This window comes from Rhodoligotrophos appendicifer (genome assembly GCF_007474605.1).
GTDB lineage: Bacteria > Pseudomonadota > Alphaproteobacteria > Rhizobiales > Im1 > Rhodoligotrophos > Rhodoligotrophos appendicifer.
The window spans coordinates 539424-554414 of the sequence record NZ_VHKL01000001.1 but is presented as its reverse complement, the minus strand read 5'-3'; the positions used below and the strand labels follow the sequence as shown (position 1 = coordinate 554414).

The window sequence follows — 14991 nt, the reverse complement described above, 5'->3', positions numbered from 1 at the left end:
GAGGAATGCGGGGGCTCTTACGTCGATCGCTTACGGATCTGGCGGAGCTCCGAGGTGACCCGCGACTTGACTTCGTCCGGTTGGGCGGAAAGAGCCGACATCATCTCGCTCATGGTGAAGCGCAAGCCATGGATCTGGTCGAGCAGTGAAAGTATAACTCCGACGCCCTCTTCATTGACGCCGAGTTCGCCTGACAGATCTTGAATGAGATGAACACGGGCAATGTCGACTTCAGTGTAGACCAGGACGTCCCCCGACCGCGAGGGCATCAGCCAGCCTGCATCGATCCAGGCTTCAAGAACGCTGTGTTCCAACCGGGTTCGGGCTGTGAATTCTCTGGCGCTGTACATTCAGACCTCCATTCCACGGCGCGAGCTTTCAGCCTTCCCTGCTGACCAGGTGTCTATCAGCTTCTCCAACTCCGCGTCTGGCTTCTCCGGCAGGACGATCTTCAAGGTAATATATTCATCACCGGCCGTGCCGCCACGTTTAGGCACTCCCTTACCCTTGAGCCGCATCACCTTTCCGGTGTTTGACCATTTCGGTAGCGTCAGGCTCACTTGCCCCGTGGGCGTTGGCACCTGAATCTTCCCGCCCAGTACGGCTTGAGAAAGTGAGATGGGAACCTCGAGCCGGATGTCATCGCCATCACGGGTGAAAAGAGGGTGAGGCCTAACCGCGATCTCGATCAGGGCATCGCCAGCCGGACCCGTTCCCATTCCGGCGTCGCCCTTCCCAGCCAACCGCAAGACTTGGCCGTCGCGCGTCCCCGCGGGGATATTGACGTCGATCGTCGATGCATCCGGGAGCGTCAGGCGCTGTTTTGCACCATTGACCGCATCCAAGAACTCCACTTCAAGCCGGTAGCGGTTGTCGGCTCCGCGCATGTTGGCACCCCGGGCGCGGTTGCGTGTGAAAAATTCAGAGAGAACATCGTCCAGATTGGAAAAGTCGGCATAGCCAGAATCGTTGGAATAAGCATTGGCACCACTGCCGCCAGCGTAGTCACGATAGTATCGACGCTGTTGCGTGGCCTGCTCATTTCCGGAGGCATCGATCTCGCCGCGGTCGAAGCGGCCACGTTTCTCAGGATCGCTCAGGAGGCCGTAGGCGGCGGCGATCTCCTTGAACTTGGCCTCAGCGGCCGCATTTCCAGGGTTGAGATCGGGATGATGCTTCTTTGCGAGATTGCGATAGGCCTTTTGGATGTCCTTCTCAGACGCATCTTTAGCCACCCCAAGGATTTTATAGGGGTCGGCAATGCTCATTGATGTCCCTCGTTGGTCAGCGTCATGATCGCAGTTCCTACATCAAATGCGGTCTGAAGCCAGGCTAATCAAGCCTCGTCTCAAGCCATCGTAGCCGGTCTCGACCTGTCTATCGACATCAGACGGCATCGGCTAGCCTTGTAACCTATCTGCTGATTTCCGACAGGGGCAGATTACAGCAGGGGCTGTGACGAACGCCTTTGATGTCGCTCCGGTATGCGAGAATGAGATGCGGGCTCATAATGGGGAAGATGATCTTGTCGTCAATCATATGCAGACCAAGCTCATGCCAGATCCCCTCTGTTGCCCTGGCGTCGGACGACAGCGCTTCCTTGTAGAGTTCCGTCTCGTTGACGTTCAAATCATCCTTGTCCTTGAGATGAGCGAAGATCGCCCATGGGCTTTTCTCCATCATTCCGAAATACTCAAAAAACTGAGCGGTGCCGAAGTAGTCTGGAGAGTAAAATGCCGCCGTCAACGGTATGCCGTCCTTAATGATTTTGCTCCGCCAAGCGGAGAAGGGCACCGATTGGAGGTTCACCTTCACATTAATCAAGGACAAGTCATCCTTAATCCTTTTGAATAAAAGGGGAAAATCTACTCCGAAAGCTTTGAGATCAGGAAATATGGCTTCGAGATTAAAGCCATTGGGATGTCCTGCGGAAGTAAGCATGGCTTTTGCTCTGGCAGGATCATAGACAGGGTCTGGATAACCGGTGCCTCCAGGAAAACCGTAGGGGATCGGGGCGGTGATCAATTGACCCTCCCCGTCGATCATCAATTCAAGAATAGCCTTTCGATTGATGCCGTAGCCGATGGCTTCGCGAACCTCCTTCGTGAGGGGCACGTCATTGTCTTTGGCCCCTGCTGACAGCGCCAAATAGATGAAACTGAACGACGGTAACGCCCGCACCGTAATATCGGGGTTCTTTATGGCCTTCGCGGCGTCGAGCTCGATCTGCATCGCGATGTCAACTTCGCCCCGGTCCAGCAACTTGGCTCGCAGAGCCGGATCTTTGACTTCGCGAATGACCACTTCGGAGAACGCTGGCTCAGATCGCCAGTATTTGTCGTTCTTCTTAAGGCGTAGCTCGGCACCGGCCAGATAGGAGCCCAATACAAAGGGGGCACTGCCCGCAGAGTTCCTCAAGAACCAGGCTTCCGCCTTATCTGCCGTCGGTGCATCCACCCCGGCGCGGGCGCCATTCTCCATAGCGATGTCGCTGTTCACGATGGCGGCGTAGGGAGCGGCGATGAGATTGAGAAATTCGGAGTTGGGCGATCCCATGATGGCAATCACGGTCTCATTGTCGGGCGCTTCAATGGAGGTGAGGGTCTCCAACAAGAACGAGGCAGCGCCCTTGAGGTTTTTCAAGCGCTCCCACGACCACTTCACATCCTTCGCTTCTACGGGCGTGCCGTCAGAAAATTTAGCGTTTGGCGCCAGTTTGAACGTGAACCTGGTTTGATCGGAATTGGCTGACCAGCTTTCCGCAAGGAGGGGCACAAGCTTGTTATCGGCGTCCAGGGACACGAGCGTCTCATAGGTGCTCGAGAGCAGGATCTGGCATGTTTCGCAGAAGGCCCGGTGGGGATCGAGGGAGTTCAGATCGAAGCTTCGCGCGATGACGAGTGGCTTGTCCTGGGCTTCGGCGCCTACTGGGTTTAGAACCACCGCCACGAATACAAGGGAGATTGCTACGGCGGTCCTGCAAAAGAAGACCCAAGCGGAGTGTGCCGGATTCAGACCGCGTAGCATGTCAGAGCTTTCTACATCACCTGGGCAGATCGACCGCGGTCATTTAACATGTCGGCGGTCAAGTCAGGAAAGCTCTCGGCCACGCCGCTGACTGTCAAGACGCCTTGAACAAGGCTGTCGACGGATTGAGGGCGGGCCTGATTTCAGAAAGCATGCTGTAGGAACGCTGCCTCGCTGCCGGATCATGCATCGCGGATGCGACCATAAGTTCGTCTGCTCCTGTCTGAGCCAGGAACCGGTTCAGCTTCTCGGTCACCGTATCGGCTGATCCCACGAACGAACAAGCGAGCATTCGTTCTGCCTGCATCTTCTCCATGGGACTCCAATAGGTCTCAATGTCGTCGATGGGAGCGGGGAGCTTGCCTCGGGCACCACGAAACATATTGGCAAACGTCTGTTGCACTGATGTGAACAAGTACTGCGCTTCGAGATCCGTGTCGGCCAGGAACACGTTCACACCGACAATGGCATAGGGCTTTGAAAGCTGAGGCGATGGCTGAAATTTCGCTCGATAGACCTGGAGGGCCTGCATCAGCGCATCGGGAGCAAAATGAGAGGCGAAACCGTAGGGCAGGCCGAGCATGGCAGCCAGTTGTGCGCCGAAAAGGCTCGAGCCGAGAATCCATAGTGGAACATTCGTATCCGATCCCGGCACTGCCTGCACAACCTGGCCCGGCTGAACCGGTCCCAACAATGCCTGCAATTCGAGGACGTCCTGCGGAAAAGTATCGGCGGAATTTGGGTCACGCCTGAGCGCGCGCAATGTCCTCTGATCGGTGCCGGGGGCCCTGCCAAGTCCAAGATCTATGCGTCCTGGGAAGAGGGTAGCAAGTGTCCCGAACTGCTCTGCAATCACCATCGGCGAGTGATTGGGAAGCATAATGCCGCCGGCGCCAACACGGATTTTGGTCGTATGGGCAGCGACATAGCCAATGACGACAGAGGTCGCGGCACTGGCGATGCCAACCATATTGTGGTGTTCGGCGAGCCAAAATCTTTCATAGCCCAAGGTTTCAACATGGCGCGCCAGCTCAAGGGTGTTGCGTAGAGCGTCGGCTGGCGTCGATCCCTCAGGAACATGGGCGAGGTCGAGGACTGATATTGGAAGCACTGCTCTTCCTTTCGCGACGAGCACCGACGGGTCTGAATCGACGAGTTAACGGTAGATTTGTTCTCACCGGACTGGTTGCAAGCCTCAGCGGTTGCTAGCTGGTCTTCACAAGCTCCGGCAACTCAAACTCATAGATCGTCGAACAGAACTCGCATGTCACCGAGACCTTACCCTGCTCGACCATATCGGATATGGCCTCCGATCCGAATTGGGTGACGATATCGGCGACCCTCTCTCGCGAGCATTGACAGTAACGAGACACCTGCGACGGCGTGTATGCCGTTACACCATCCTCATGGAAGAGCCGATAGAGCAGGACTTCTGGCGCCAAGGTCGGATCGAGGAGCTCATGATCCTCTACGGTCGCTAGGAACAGACGGGCGCGCACCCAGTCGTCATTCTCTTCAAACTCCTCTTCTTCACCATCACCGGGCATATCGCCCGACGAAAGAGCGAGGGGGGAGGCTGCCCCTTCTCGGGGTAGATGCTGAATCATGATGCCGCCGGCACGCCAATGTTGCACGCCGCCCTCTCCACGAGAAAAGATCGGGCCTGCGGCCAAGCGCACATCGGTTGGAAGTTGCTCCGATTGATGGAAATAAACATTGGCTGCCGAGGACAGCGAGACTCCTTCCAAGGGCACAATGCCCTGATAGCGGTCCATGTCGCCGCCCTGGTCGATGGTCATGGCGAGACGGCCATTCCCGATCAGAGCCTCGGGCGTCGCCTTGCCGGCATCTTCGAGCTCCTTGACCCGGTCAGCGTCGAAGTGGGCATAGGCTCTCACCTCGCCGGGGGTGTTGAAATCGGCTACCAACAGGTCCACCGGCCCATCCGTGCTGGTCTGGAGGATCAACTTGCCATCGAACTTCAGGGATGATCCGAGCATTGCTGTGAGTGCCACGGCTTCGGCGAGGAGGGCGGACACCGACGCTGGATATTCATGACGACCGATGATGTCATCGACCGTCGCGCCCAGACGAATAATGCGACCGCGCACGCCGAGGCGCTTAACCTCGAAAGGAAGTATAATATCGTCGCCGGTCCTCATTCCCTGAGGCCGGCCTTGGGTGGTAAAAGGTGCAGTCATTGTTCGACCATATACAGCGGGATCAAGCCCGCGCGTGTTAGATTATGCAGAGGCGCCGAGACACCAGGCGAGTATGCCCTTCTGTATATGGAGACGGTTCTCCGCTTCGTCAAAGACTACGGATTGAGGTCCGTCGATCACCTCTGTGGTCACTTCCTCTTCGCGATGTGCAGGCAAGCAATGCATAAAGATTGCATCCGGCTTGGCGAGTTCCATCAAGGCTGCATTGACTTGATAAGGCTGGAGCAAATTGTGCTTGTTGCCATGGGCGTCATTCATCGACACCCACGTATCTGCAACGACGCAGTCTGCCTGCTCCACGGCCCTTCGCGGGTCCGTCATCAACGAGACGTTGGCGTTTTCCCGGCGCGCCCACTTCATCAGCATCGGATCAGGGCTCAGCGCCTCCGGACAGGCCAGCCGCAGCTCAAATCCAAGCCGAGCGGATGCGTGGATCCAGGAATTCGCGACATTGTTACCATCACCGCTCCAGGCGACGATCTGGGGACCAATCGTGCCCTTTTTTTCTTCCAGGGTCAGGAGATCGGCCATCACCTGACAGGGATGAGAGCGATCTGTCAGGCCGTTTATGACCGGGATCGTAGCATGCTCCGCAAGTTCCATCAGATTGCTGTGGCTGTGGCTTCTGATCATGATGGCGTCGACATAACGCGAAAGCACCTTGGCGGTGTCGGAAATCGTTTCGCCGCGACCGAGCTGCATGTCGTTGGCGGAAAGGACGAGGGTCGAGCCGCCGAGTTGGCGCATTGCAACATCAAACGAAACACGGGTGCGTGTTGACGGCTTTTCGAAGATCATTGCGAGCACACGCCCGTCAAGCGGCCGGTTCGGCTCCACCACTCCCTGCGAGCTGCCATTCCGTGCTTGTTTCATAGCGCGGCTGTGCGAAAGCAACTGGCGTAGCGTGTCCGCCTTGAAGTCCTGGATGTCCAAGAAATGCCGGGGCTGAGATGCCATCATTGCCTCCTAGGTTGCGACACCGTTCCCGCGCGCAAGCGCCGTACAGGCTCGCGATAGCCGCCTCACGCCGTCCTCGATCTCTTCATCCTTAATGATAAGAGGCGGCAGCAGCCGCAGCACGTTGTCGCCGCCGCCGACGGTGAGGAGATGCTCCTGCAGACAGGCTTCCAAAAGATCCTTGTTCGGGACCTTGCACTTCACGGCCCGCATCAGGCCCTCTCCGCGCACCTCCTCGATGATGTCAGGATGCTCGTCCTGCACCTGTGCCAGCTTCTGTGAAAACAGTTTCGACGCGTGCTGGACCCTTTCGAGGAAGCCATCTGCGAGGATGATATCCAGGACCGCGTTGCCGATTGCCATGGCTAAGGGGTTTCCCCCAAAGGTTGAGCCATGGGTGCCGGCCACCATGCCTGATGCCGCATTCTCCGTCGCCAGACAGGCACCCACCGGAAAGCCGCCGCCAAGACCCTTTGCTACGGCGACGATGTCGGGAATTATGCCGGCCCATTCATGCGCGAACAGCTTCCCGGTCCGACCCATTCCGCACTGGACCTCATCGCAGAGGAGCAGGATGCCCTCTTCATCGCAAAGAGCGCGCAGTGCGCGCAAGCTGCTGTGAGGCCAGACGCGCAGGCCGCCCTCACCGAGGATGGGTTCGATCAAAACGCCTGCCGTCTCAGGTCCGATCGCGGCCTTAATGGCTGCTATGTCACCGAAGGCCACTTGATCGAAGCCTTCCACGGGGGGTCCGAAACCCTCCAAATGCTTCTGCTGGCCGCCGGCCGCGATCGTCGCGAGTGTTCGGCCGTGAAACGCGCCTTCGATGGTCACAATGCGATAGCGTTCCGGGGCACCTTTTGCCCAATGATATCGACGCGCCATCTTGACGGCACATTCGATTGCCTCGGCGCCAGAGTTACAGAAGAACACCGTGTCGGCGAAGCTTGCTGCGATCAATCGCTCCGCGAGTCTTTGCTGACCCGGGATCTCGAAGATATTCGAGGTATGCCAGAGCTTCTCAGCCTGGTCTTTCAGCGCCTGCACCAGATGAGGATGTGCATGGCCAAGCGCGTTGACGGCAATGCCGGAGCCGAAATCGAGGTAGCTTTCGCCCTCGGCTGTAAAGAGATGTGCACCGACGCCCCGATCGAACGCTACGGGCATGCGAGCATAGGTGGGCAGGACCGCCGCAACCATTCGTCACTCCAAAAATCAAAGTGCCGCCGGTGTTCCGGCGGCACATGAGGCTGAAATCCCAGGTCAAGCTTAGTTTTTATAGGCTTTTTGAGAGCTAAGGTCAACGCGAAGGGCGAATTGCCGGGGCCTGAGTCAGAGCGCCACATGGACTGAGGAGTCCTGCAACCCGTAACTTTTAATTAACCAATTCCGATATCGGGCGCCGGAGAATTTCCTCTTGGGGAAAACCCCTCCGATTCGAGGTGTCGCGATTGCTAAGAGACCCCAAAACTAGTAGGGTGAATCCCTGGGAACTACGAAATATTGTCATTTTAACTAGGTATAGTCGTTTTGCGTCGGAGTGGATCTTTTCGCCGGCAAGCGTCAGGCGATTCTGCCAACACTTTCAGCGGGGTATTTTAATGTGGACCGATGAACGGGTTGATCTTCTGAAGCAACTTTGGAACGAAGGCCTCAGTGCCAGCCAAATTGCTAATAAGCTAGGAGAAGTCACTCGAAACGCGGTAATCGGCAAAGTTCACCGCTTGGGCCTCTCCGGCCGAGGGACGCCAGCACGAACGCAGCATAGCCGACCGCGCGTAAAGAGCCGGACGCACGGCGCGCCGGGTAAAATAACCCAGTTCCCGACAATGGGATCAAGCGCTCTGAAGGTCGAAGTTGAGACCGTCGCGGAGGCTTCGCCCGCGCCGAAGCCGATGCCTCTGCGGCAAGTGAATACATCGACGAGCGATCGTGTCAGTATCCTGCAATTGAGCGATAAGACGTGCAGATGGCCTCTGGGTGAGCCGGGAACCGAAACCTTCCACTTCTGCGGATGCTTGCCGAAAAGCGGTCTTCCCTATTGCGATACCCACGCTCGCTTGGCCTATCAGCCGCTTCAAGATCGGCGTCGCCTGAAGGTCAGAGGCGCAGCCTGATTTTCAAACCCGGGTCTGGGATATCAAGTGAACCTTTCGTCGAACGAATAACCCACCCCGCGTACGGTCCTGATCGGGTCTGCTTCCTTGCCCCGATTCAGGACGTTGCGCAAACGTCCGACATGCACGTCGACCGTTCTCTCATCGATGTAGATATCACGACCCCACACCGCGTTTAGAAGCTGCTCGCGACTATAAACGCGGCCTGCATTCCGCAAAAGATGCTCGAGAAGCTTGAACTCCGTCGGCGAGAGTGGGATGTCGCGGCCATTGCGGGTGACGCGCCTCGTTCTCAGGTCAACCTGAAGTTCACCAGCACGCAACACGTCAGCCACTATTTCCGGATTTGACCGACGGAGAACCGTTCGCACTCGTGCTACCAGTTCCGGCACAGAAAATGGTTTGACGACATAGTCGTCGGCCCCTGTTGCCAAGCCTCGGACGCGCTCCTGTTCTTCACCGCGGGCTGTCAGCATGATGATGGGAATGTCGCGTGTCTCACTCCGAGAGCGCAAGCGGCGACACAGCTCGATCCCTGAAAGCCCCGGCAGCATCCAATCCAGGATGATGAGGTCCGGGCGTTCCTCTTCTACCAGGACCTCGACTTCATCCCCGTTCATGGCACTCCGGGCACGAAAGCCTTCCGCTTCAAAATTGTAGGACAGCAGAACCTGCAGGGGTTCCTCGTCTTCTACAATCAAAATCGATGCGTTCATTGATCTACACTTGTCTTATTACCATTTCCAGCGTAGCGGATATTAGTCATACTCGTGGTATCGCTCTTGGGACGGTCATCATTAAGAGTTTGACCATGAACCAAGTAGTAGACATTCTCGGCTATGTTTGTGCAGTGATCACCGATGCGCTCTATATTTTTGGCGGCAAATAACAGGTGCGTGCACGATCCAATCGTTCTTGGATCTTCCATCATATAGGTCAACAATTCCCGGAACAGTGCATTATAGAGGCTATCAATAGCTTCGTCGGAGCGCCAGACTTCCATTGCCTTGTCTGCATCATGCTGGACGAGGGCATCAAGAACCAGCTTGAGCTGCTCGAGAGCAAGCCGCCCCATCTGATTAATGCCGGAGTATCCAGATGTCGGCCTTCCATCCGAAATGGCGAAGCTGCGTTTAGCGATGTTCTTGGCGAGATCGCCGATGCGCTCAAGATCCATTGCAGTGCGCAGGCCGACGACGACATGCCGCAAATCGCGCGCCATCGGCTGCCGCTTGGCGATGAGCAGGATCGAACGTTCTTCGACCTGATGTTCGAGGTCATCGAGCTTCTGGTCCCGCTTGATGATCTCCGATGCGCGTTCCACGTCGCGCTTTTCCAACGCATCGATCGCGCCCGCGAGTTGCTCCTCAGCCAGCCCACCCATTTGGGCTAAGCGGGTGTTGAAAGCAGCGATTTCTTCGTCGAATGATTTGACGATGTGTTCGCTCACGTCATTATCCTTTTCAATGGGCACAATCAGCCGAAGCGGCCTGTGATGTATTCTTCAGTTTTCTTGTTCGAAGGAGCTGTAAAGATCTTCTCAGTGACATCGAATTCCATCAACTCACCCAAATACATGAAGGCCGTGTATTTCGACACACGGGCTGCCTGCTGCATATTGTGAGTCACGATCGCAATCGTGTAATCAGCCTTAAGTTGCTCGATCAGTTCTTCTATGCGTCCCGTAGAAATCGGATCCAGCGCTGAACAGGGTTCATCGAAGAGAATGACTTCCGGTCGGACCGCGACACTGCGGGCGATGCACAGGCGCTGTTGCTGACCCCCCGACAAACCCATTCCACTGGAGCTCAGCTTGTCCTTTACTTCATTCCAAAGTGCTCCCCGCCGGAGGGCGTCCTCCACCCGGTCATCCATCTCGGATTTCGGAAGCTTTTCGTAGAGCCGAATGCCGAAGGCGATATTGTCGTAGATCGACATGGGAAAGGGCGTCGGTTTCTGAAAAACCATACCGACCTTCGAACGGAGCAGATTCAGGTCTAGAGCCGGGTCCAGAATGTTCTGTCCGTCCAGCAGGATCTCACCCTCGGCTCGCTGCTTTGGATACAGGTCGTACATTCTGTTCAGCAGCCGTAGCAGGGTCGATTTTCCGCAACCGGACGGGCCGATGAAAGCGGTGACCTCGCGGTCATAGAGGGGAAGACTGATCGCCTTCAGTGCCTGAGAGTCGCCGTAGAAGAAGGAGACGTTGTTGATGGAAACTCGCTCCTCCAGCTGGGAGGCGGACTTTTTCAATGCTTGAACCTGGGCCATGATTATCTTTCCGCTTTCTTAGCCGTAAGGACGCGGGCGAAGATGCTCAGCGTCAGCACCGCGACAGTGATTATGAGAGCGCCCGTCCAAGCGAGCTGCTGCCAGTCGTCATAGGGGCTCAGTGCAAACTGGAAGATGACCACCGGTAGACTCGGCATCGGCGAATTGAGATCAGCGCTGAAGAACTGATTGTTCAATGCCGTGAAGAGCAACGGTGCCGTCTCTCCCGAAATGCGGGCAATGGCCAGCAGGACGCCAGTGATGATGCCCGTCTGAGCGGCCCGATATGCAACCTTCGAGATGACGTACCAGCGTGGCGCACCCAAGGCCGATGCTGCCTCGCGCAGGGTGCTGGGAACAAGAAGGAGCATGTCCTCCGTGGTCCGGACGACAACGGGAATGACGAGGATGGCCAAGGCCACGGCCCCGGCAATGCCCGAGAAATGACCCATGGGCACGACCATGATCTCGTAGACGAAAAGCCCGATGACAATCGACGGTGCCGAAAGAAGGATATCGTTGATGAACCGGACGGTGGTGGTCAGTTTGTTGTCGCGGCCGTATTCGGCCATGTAGGTGCCAGCCAACATGCCGATGGGCGTGCCGAGCGCAATTGCGATCGCTGTCATGATGATGCTGCCGACGATCGCGTTCAGCAAGCCGCCGTCGCTCCCAGGAGGCGGCGTCATTTCGGTGAACACGGCCAGGCTGAGGCCCGATACGCCCTTGTACACCAGGACCCCCAGGATCAGCACAAGCCAGCCCAGGCCGATCGCTGCGGCTGTGAACGACAGACCCATGGCGAGCGAGTTCTTGAAGCGCCGACGTGCGTACATGGTCAGTTCCCCAAGCGGCGCTCAATGCGCATCAGCATGTAGCGTGCTGCGGCGAGCACAATGAAAGTGATGATGAAGAGGATCAAACCCAGCGCGATGAGCGAGGATGTGTAGAGATCCCCGACGGCCTCCGTGAACTCATTGGCGATTGAGGCGGAGATGGTCGTGCCCGGCGCCAAGATCGAGGCGCTGATCCGATGTGCGTTTCCGATCACAAATGTGACGGCCATCGTCTCACCAAGAGCCCGGCCCAAGCCCAGCATGACGCCACCGATGACGCCGACGCGAGTAAAGGGCAGCACGACCTTGTAGACCACCTCCCAGGTGGTGCATCCAAGCCCGTAGGCGGACTCCTTCAACATGGGAGGTGTGGTCTCGAATACATCTCGCGTAATGGCTGTGATGAAAGGAAGAATCATGATCGCGAGAATGAGCGAAGCGGTCAGGATGCCGATGCCGTAAGGCGGTCCGGCGAACAAACTGTTCAGCACGGGAATGTCGCCGAACAAATTGATCAGGGCCGGCTGGACATAGACCTGCAAGAAGGGGGCAAACACGAAGAGACCCCAGATTCCATAGATAATGCTGGGAATGCCCGCCAGCAGTTCAATCGCGATGCCAATGGGGCGGCGAAGGAATGCGGGGCACAGCTCCGTCAGGAAGATCGCAATGCCAAGACCCACGGGCACGGCAAGGATCAGAGCGATGATGGAGGTAACGACAGTGCCGTAAATGGGTGCCAGCGCACCGAACCGCTCTGTGACCGGGTTCCAGGATTCCGTGGTGAGGAACCCAAACCCAAACGCTCTCCAAGCTGGCAGGGAGCCCTCAACAAGCGCGACGATAACCCCACCCAGCAGCACAAGCACCAGCACGGCTGCCGAGAAGGTGACGCCGCGAAAGGCGGCATCCATCGTATTGAAGCGTTTCAGCGTCCGGGCGCGATCGACATTGCGGCCCTTGGCAAGCACGTCTTGCGTCATAATCGACTGACTCGACATCGTTTCACCTGGCCGAAGTGTCGTTGTTGGCAACGAAAATTGGAAGGATAAAGCGCCTGGATCCGTATCTGCGATCCAGGCACCTCGAGACTGTTCTTACATGCCTTTGAAGACAGGATTGCCGTCGGGACCGACGACCTGCTTCCAAGCCTCTTCAACGAGCGCGACGACATCGTCTGGCATGGGGACATAGGCCAGCTCTTCAGCCGCTGCATCGCCATTCTTGTAAGCCCAGGCGAAGAACTTCAGCGCGGCTGCTGACTCTTCTGGGTTTGCCGCCTTCTTGTGCATCAGAATGAAGGTGGCTCCAGAAATCGGCCAGCTATCGGCACCCGGCTCGTCGGTGAGAATGACGTTGAAACCAGGAGTGCCCTTCCAATCGGCATTGGCCGCGGCAGCCTGGAAGGTCGGTGCTTCGGGACTTACGGCCTTGCCGTCCTTGTTGAGCAGTTTGGCGTGAGTCAGACCATTCTGCTTCGCATAGGCATATTCGACATAGCCAATCGAGCCTTTGGTCTGCTTGACGTTGTTGGCAACGCCCTCGTTACCTTTGGCGCCAATGCCCACTGGCCATTGGACTGAAGTCGCAGCGCCCACTTCGCCTTTCCAGTTGGGGCTCACCTTCGACAGATAGTCGGTGAAAATGAAGGTGGTGCCGGATCCGTCAGAACGGTGAACCACGGCGATCGCACTCGAAGGAAGCTCCACGCCCGGGTTCAAAGCTTTGATTGCGTCATCGTTCCAAGCCGCAATCTTGCCCTGGAAAATCTGCGAGAGCACTTCACCACTCAGCGTGATTCCACCTGGCTGAATGCCATCGAGGTTCACCACGGGGACAACGCCACCCATGACCATCGGGAACTGGATCAATCCCGCCGCCTCGAGATCCTCGGCTTTGAGGGGCATATCAGAGGCACCAAAGGTTACGGTCTTCGCCTTGATCTGCTTGATGCCGCCACCAGAGCCAATGGATTGATAGTTCAAGCTGTCGCCGGTTTCCTTTTTGTAGCTGTCCGCCCACTTAGCGTAGATCGGGTAAGGGAACGTCGCGCCAGCGCCGGCAATATCTGTGGCTTGTGCGAGGCCGATGGTGGCAAGAGCCATTGCTCCCGCAACCATGCCGCCAAGCATAGTACGGCTGATGAATTTCATTTGTTAGCCTCTCTGTCTGTGGAGCTCGCCCGAACTCGCCTCGGTAACCTATGGGCCTTCCAATGCTGTTCTATGTCAGGAGGGTAACAGTTTTATAACACCTTAAGTTACTGATTAGAAACGGGATTTGGGTTTGGTGCCAGCGGCAGTCGAACCGTGAAGGTCGAGCCTTCACCGACAGTGCTCTTGATCCTCAACTTTCCACGATGCCGATTGAGGATGTGCTTGACGATTGCCAGGCCCAGACCCGTGCCCCCTCGGGCTCGGCTATCCTGCGTGCTGACGCGATAAAAGCGCTCCGTGAGACGGGGAAGATGCTCCTCAGGGATACCGGGCCCGTGGTCGCGAATGGACACATCTACAAACCCCGCCTTTGTCTCGAAATTGACTTCAATGAGTTTGCCGTCATGAGAATATTTCAGAGCGTTCTCGATGAGGTTTTCGAATACTTGCACCAACTCATCGCGTGCCCCGCGTGTTAAGGGCGGTACATCTGTCGAGATGGACAGTTTGACTTCGACGCCGTGTTCGGTCGCCAGGGGGGACAGGACATCGACGACGTGGCGGACGATCTGTTCAACATTGATTGTTTCGGTCGGCAAGAGATGTGCATTCATCTCTATCCGGCTCAGGGACAGCAGATCATCGATCAGCCTGGTCATCCGATAGCCCTGGATCCGCATGAGCTCCAGGAAGCGCTCGCGGGCTGCCGTGTCATTCTTTGCGGCGCCCTGGAGGGTCTCTATGAAACCCAGCACCGAGGCCAGGGGCGTGCGGAGCTCGTGGCTCGCGTTGGCGATGAAGTCTGCGCGCATACGCTCGACTTGGTAGGCGCGCGTTAGATCCCGCATGAGCACGAGGACCGACGGGATCGACTCCCCCTTGCGAGCTTCCATCCACTGCAGCGGAGCGACCAGAGCTTCGAAGCGGCGTTCAATGGGCACACGCACTTCATAATCGACTTGTTGGACCGTCCGTGTCGCAGCGACCTCATCTATGGCATCGAGAATTGACGGTGCCCGGATGCCGGTCGAGACATGTTGTCCGCGCGGATCCATCTCCAGCAGACGGCGTGCTGACATGTTGCAAAGGAGGACTGTTCCGCGCTGATCGAGGATGATCATAGGATCGGGAATGGCATCGCCAATCAGCGGCAAAATCCGCTCTACTGCCCATGCGTTCCGACCGGCGGCCATCACGAGTTGGTCGCCTTGAGGCTGTACATTGACTCGGCGGGTGCTCACAAGCAACACGATCAGGGCCAGGCCTATAAACACAGCCGCGGTAATCACCGGCATCGTCAGGTCTTGCATGACCAGGAGCGTTGCCATGGCGGAAAGCAGGAGGATCGCCATTCCCCAGAGAGCGCTCTTGTTATCACTCATTATTAGGCTCACGACCCTAGGCG

At 57.0% G+C, this 14991-nt stretch carries 15 protein-coding genes; 1 reads left to right on the top strand and 14 read right to left on the bottom strand.

The genetic code is table 11. The features are described from left to right. Positions 1–17: 17 nt before the first annotated feature. The 7 genes from FKM97_RS02555 to FKM97_RS02525 all read right to left on the bottom strand — a co-directional run bounded on the left by FKM97_RS02555 (position 18) and on the right by FKM97_RS02525 (position 7406). The gene (locus FKM97_RS02555) at positions 18–350 is read right to left on the bottom strand and encodes a chaperone modulator CbpM (RefSeq protein ID WP_143957554.1); all 333 of its coding nucleotides are present in this window, start codon (positions 348–350) and stop codon (positions 18–20) included. Beyond that, positions 351–1268, bottom strand: coding sequence for a DnaJ C-terminal domain-containing protein (locus FKM97_RS02550; protein ID WP_143957553.1), 918 nt, complete (start codon positions 1266–1268; stop codon positions 351–353). 145 nt (positions 1269–1413) lie between these two features. After that, positions 1414–2802: an ABC transporter substrate-binding protein gene (locus FKM97_RS02545; RefSeq protein WP_246104897.1), complete on the bottom strand. Its 1389-nt coding sequence runs from the start codon at positions 2800–2802 to the stop codon at positions 1414–1416. A gap of 319 nt (positions 2803–3121) precedes the next feature. Continuing rightward, entirely contained in the window at positions 3122–4138 is a 1017-nt protein-coding gene (locus FKM97_RS02540) for an LLM class flavin-dependent oxidoreductase (RefSeq protein WP_143957551.1), read from the bottom strand. 94 nt (positions 4139–4232) lie between these two features. Beyond that, positions 4233–5228 (bottom strand): Hsp33 family molecular chaperone, encoded by a 996-nt coding sequence (locus FKM97_RS02535; protein ID WP_143957550.1) that lies wholly within the window; start codon positions 5226–5228, stop codon positions 4233–4235. A 42-nt stretch (positions 5229–5270) separates the two neighbouring features. Beyond that, positions 5271–6206, bottom strand: coding sequence for an ornithine carbamoyltransferase (gene argF, locus FKM97_RS02530; protein WP_143957867.1), 936 nt, complete (start codon positions 6204–6206; stop codon positions 5271–5273). Between the two features lie 9 nt (positions 6207–6215). Then, positions 6216–7406 carry an aspartate aminotransferase family protein gene (locus FKM97_RS02525; RefSeq protein WP_143957549.1) on the bottom strand — a complete coding sequence of 397 codons (1191 nt, stop codon included), beginning with the start codon at positions 7404–7406 and terminating at the stop codon, positions 6216–6218. A gap of 401 nt (positions 7407–7807) precedes the next feature. On the opposite strand from FKM97_RS02525, the gene FKM97_RS02520 reads away from it, so the two are divergent. Beyond that, on the top strand, positions 7808–8323 hold the full coding sequence (locus tag FKM97_RS02520) for a GcrA family cell cycle regulator (RefSeq protein WP_143957866.1): 516 nt from the start codon (positions 7808–7810) through the stop codon (positions 8321–8323). Between the two features lie 23 nt (positions 8324–8346). Here the strand turns inward: FKM97_RS02520 and phoB are convergent, their stop codons facing one another. The 7 genes from phoB to phoR form a co-directional block, all read right to left on the bottom strand. Then, positions 8347–9039 (bottom strand): phosphate regulon transcriptional regulator PhoB, encoded by a 693-nt coding sequence (gene phoB / locus FKM97_RS02515; protein WP_143957548.1) that lies wholly within the window; start codon positions 9037–9039, stop codon positions 8347–8349. Beyond that, on the bottom strand, positions 9036–9773 hold the full coding sequence (gene phoU / locus FKM97_RS02510) for a phosphate signaling complex protein PhoU (RefSeq protein WP_143957547.1): 738 nt from the start codon (positions 9771–9773) through the stop codon (positions 9036–9038). Before phoU ends, phoB begins: the two co-directional genes overlap by 4 nt. A 26-nt stretch (positions 9774–9799) precedes the next feature. Then, a complete protein-coding gene (gene pstB / locus FKM97_RS02505) occupies positions 9800–10594 on the bottom strand; it encodes a phosphate ABC transporter ATP-binding protein PstB (protein ID WP_143957546.1) in 795 nt (264 codons plus the stop codon). A gap of 2 nt (positions 10595–10596) precedes the next feature. Continuing rightward, a complete protein-coding gene (gene pstA, locus FKM97_RS02500) occupies positions 10597–11430 on the bottom strand; it encodes a phosphate ABC transporter permease PstA (protein ID WP_143957545.1) in 834 nt (277 codons plus the stop codon). Positions 11431–11432: 2 nt separating this feature from the next. Further along, the gene (gene pstC / locus FKM97_RS02495) at positions 11433–12413 is read right to left on the bottom strand and encodes a phosphate ABC transporter permease subunit PstC (RefSeq protein WP_143957544.1); all 981 of its coding nucleotides are present in this window, start codon (positions 12411–12413) and stop codon (positions 11433–11435) included. 114 nt (positions 12414–12527) lie between these two features. Beyond that, positions 12528–13583, bottom strand: coding sequence for a phosphate ABC transporter substrate-binding protein PstS (gene pstS, locus FKM97_RS02490; RefSeq protein ID WP_205014658.1), 1056 nt, complete (start codon positions 13581–13583; stop codon positions 12528–12530). Between the two features lie 107 nt (positions 13584–13690). Then, on the bottom strand, positions 13691–14968 hold the full coding sequence (phoR, locus tag FKM97_RS02485) for a phosphate regulon sensor histidine kinase PhoR (protein ID WP_143957543.1): 1278 nt from the start codon (positions 14966–14968) through the stop codon (positions 13691–13693). Positions 14969–14991: the final 23 nt, after the last annotated feature.

Bases quoted from the DNA above. Each gene is read 5' to 3' on its own strand.
- FKM97_RS02555 (WP_143957554.1), bottom strand. From the start codon at position 350: ATGTACAGCGCCAGAGAATTCACAGCCCGAACCCGGTTGGAACACAGC.
- FKM97_RS02550 (WP_143957553.1), bottom strand. From the start codon at position 1,268: ATGAGCATTGCCGACCCCTATAAAATCCTTGGGGTGGCTAAAGATGCG.
- FKM97_RS02535 (WP_143957550.1), bottom strand. From the start codon at position 5,228: ATGACTGCACCTTTTACCACCCAAGGCCGGCCTCAGGGAATGAGGACC.
- argF (WP_143957867.1), bottom strand. From the start codon at position 6,206: ATGGCATCTCAGCCCCGGCATTTCTTGGACATCCAGGACTTCAAGGCG.
- FKM97_RS02525 (WP_143957549.1), bottom strand. From the start codon at position 7,406: ATGGTTGCGGCGGTCCTGCCCACCTATGCTCGCATGCCCGTAGCGTTC.
- FKM97_RS02520 (WP_143957866.1), top strand. From the start codon at position 7,808: ATGTGGACCGATGAACGGGTTGATCTTCTGAAGCAACTTTGGAACGAA.
- phoB (WP_143957548.1), bottom strand. From the start codon at position 9,039: ATGAACGCATCGATTTTGATTGTAGAAGACGAGGAACCCCTGCAGGTT.
- pstB (WP_143957546.1), bottom strand. From the start codon at position 10,594: ATGGCCCAGGTTCAAGCATTGAAAAAGTCCGCCTCCCAGCTGGAGGAG.
- pstA (WP_143957545.1), bottom strand. From the start codon at position 11,430: ATGTACGCACGTCGGCGCTTCAAGAACTCGCTCGCCATGGGTCTGTCG.
- pstC (WP_143957544.1), bottom strand. From the start codon at position 12,413: ATGACGCAAGACGTGCTTGCCAAGGGCCGCAATGTCGATCGCGCCCGG.
- pstS (WP_205014658.1), bottom strand. From the start codon at position 13,583: ATGAAATTCATCAGCCGTACTATGCTTGGCGGCATGGTTGCGGGAGCA.
- phoR (WP_143957543.1), bottom strand. From the start codon at position 14,968: ATGAGTGATAACAAGAGCGCTCTCTGGGGAATGGCGATCCTCCTGCTT.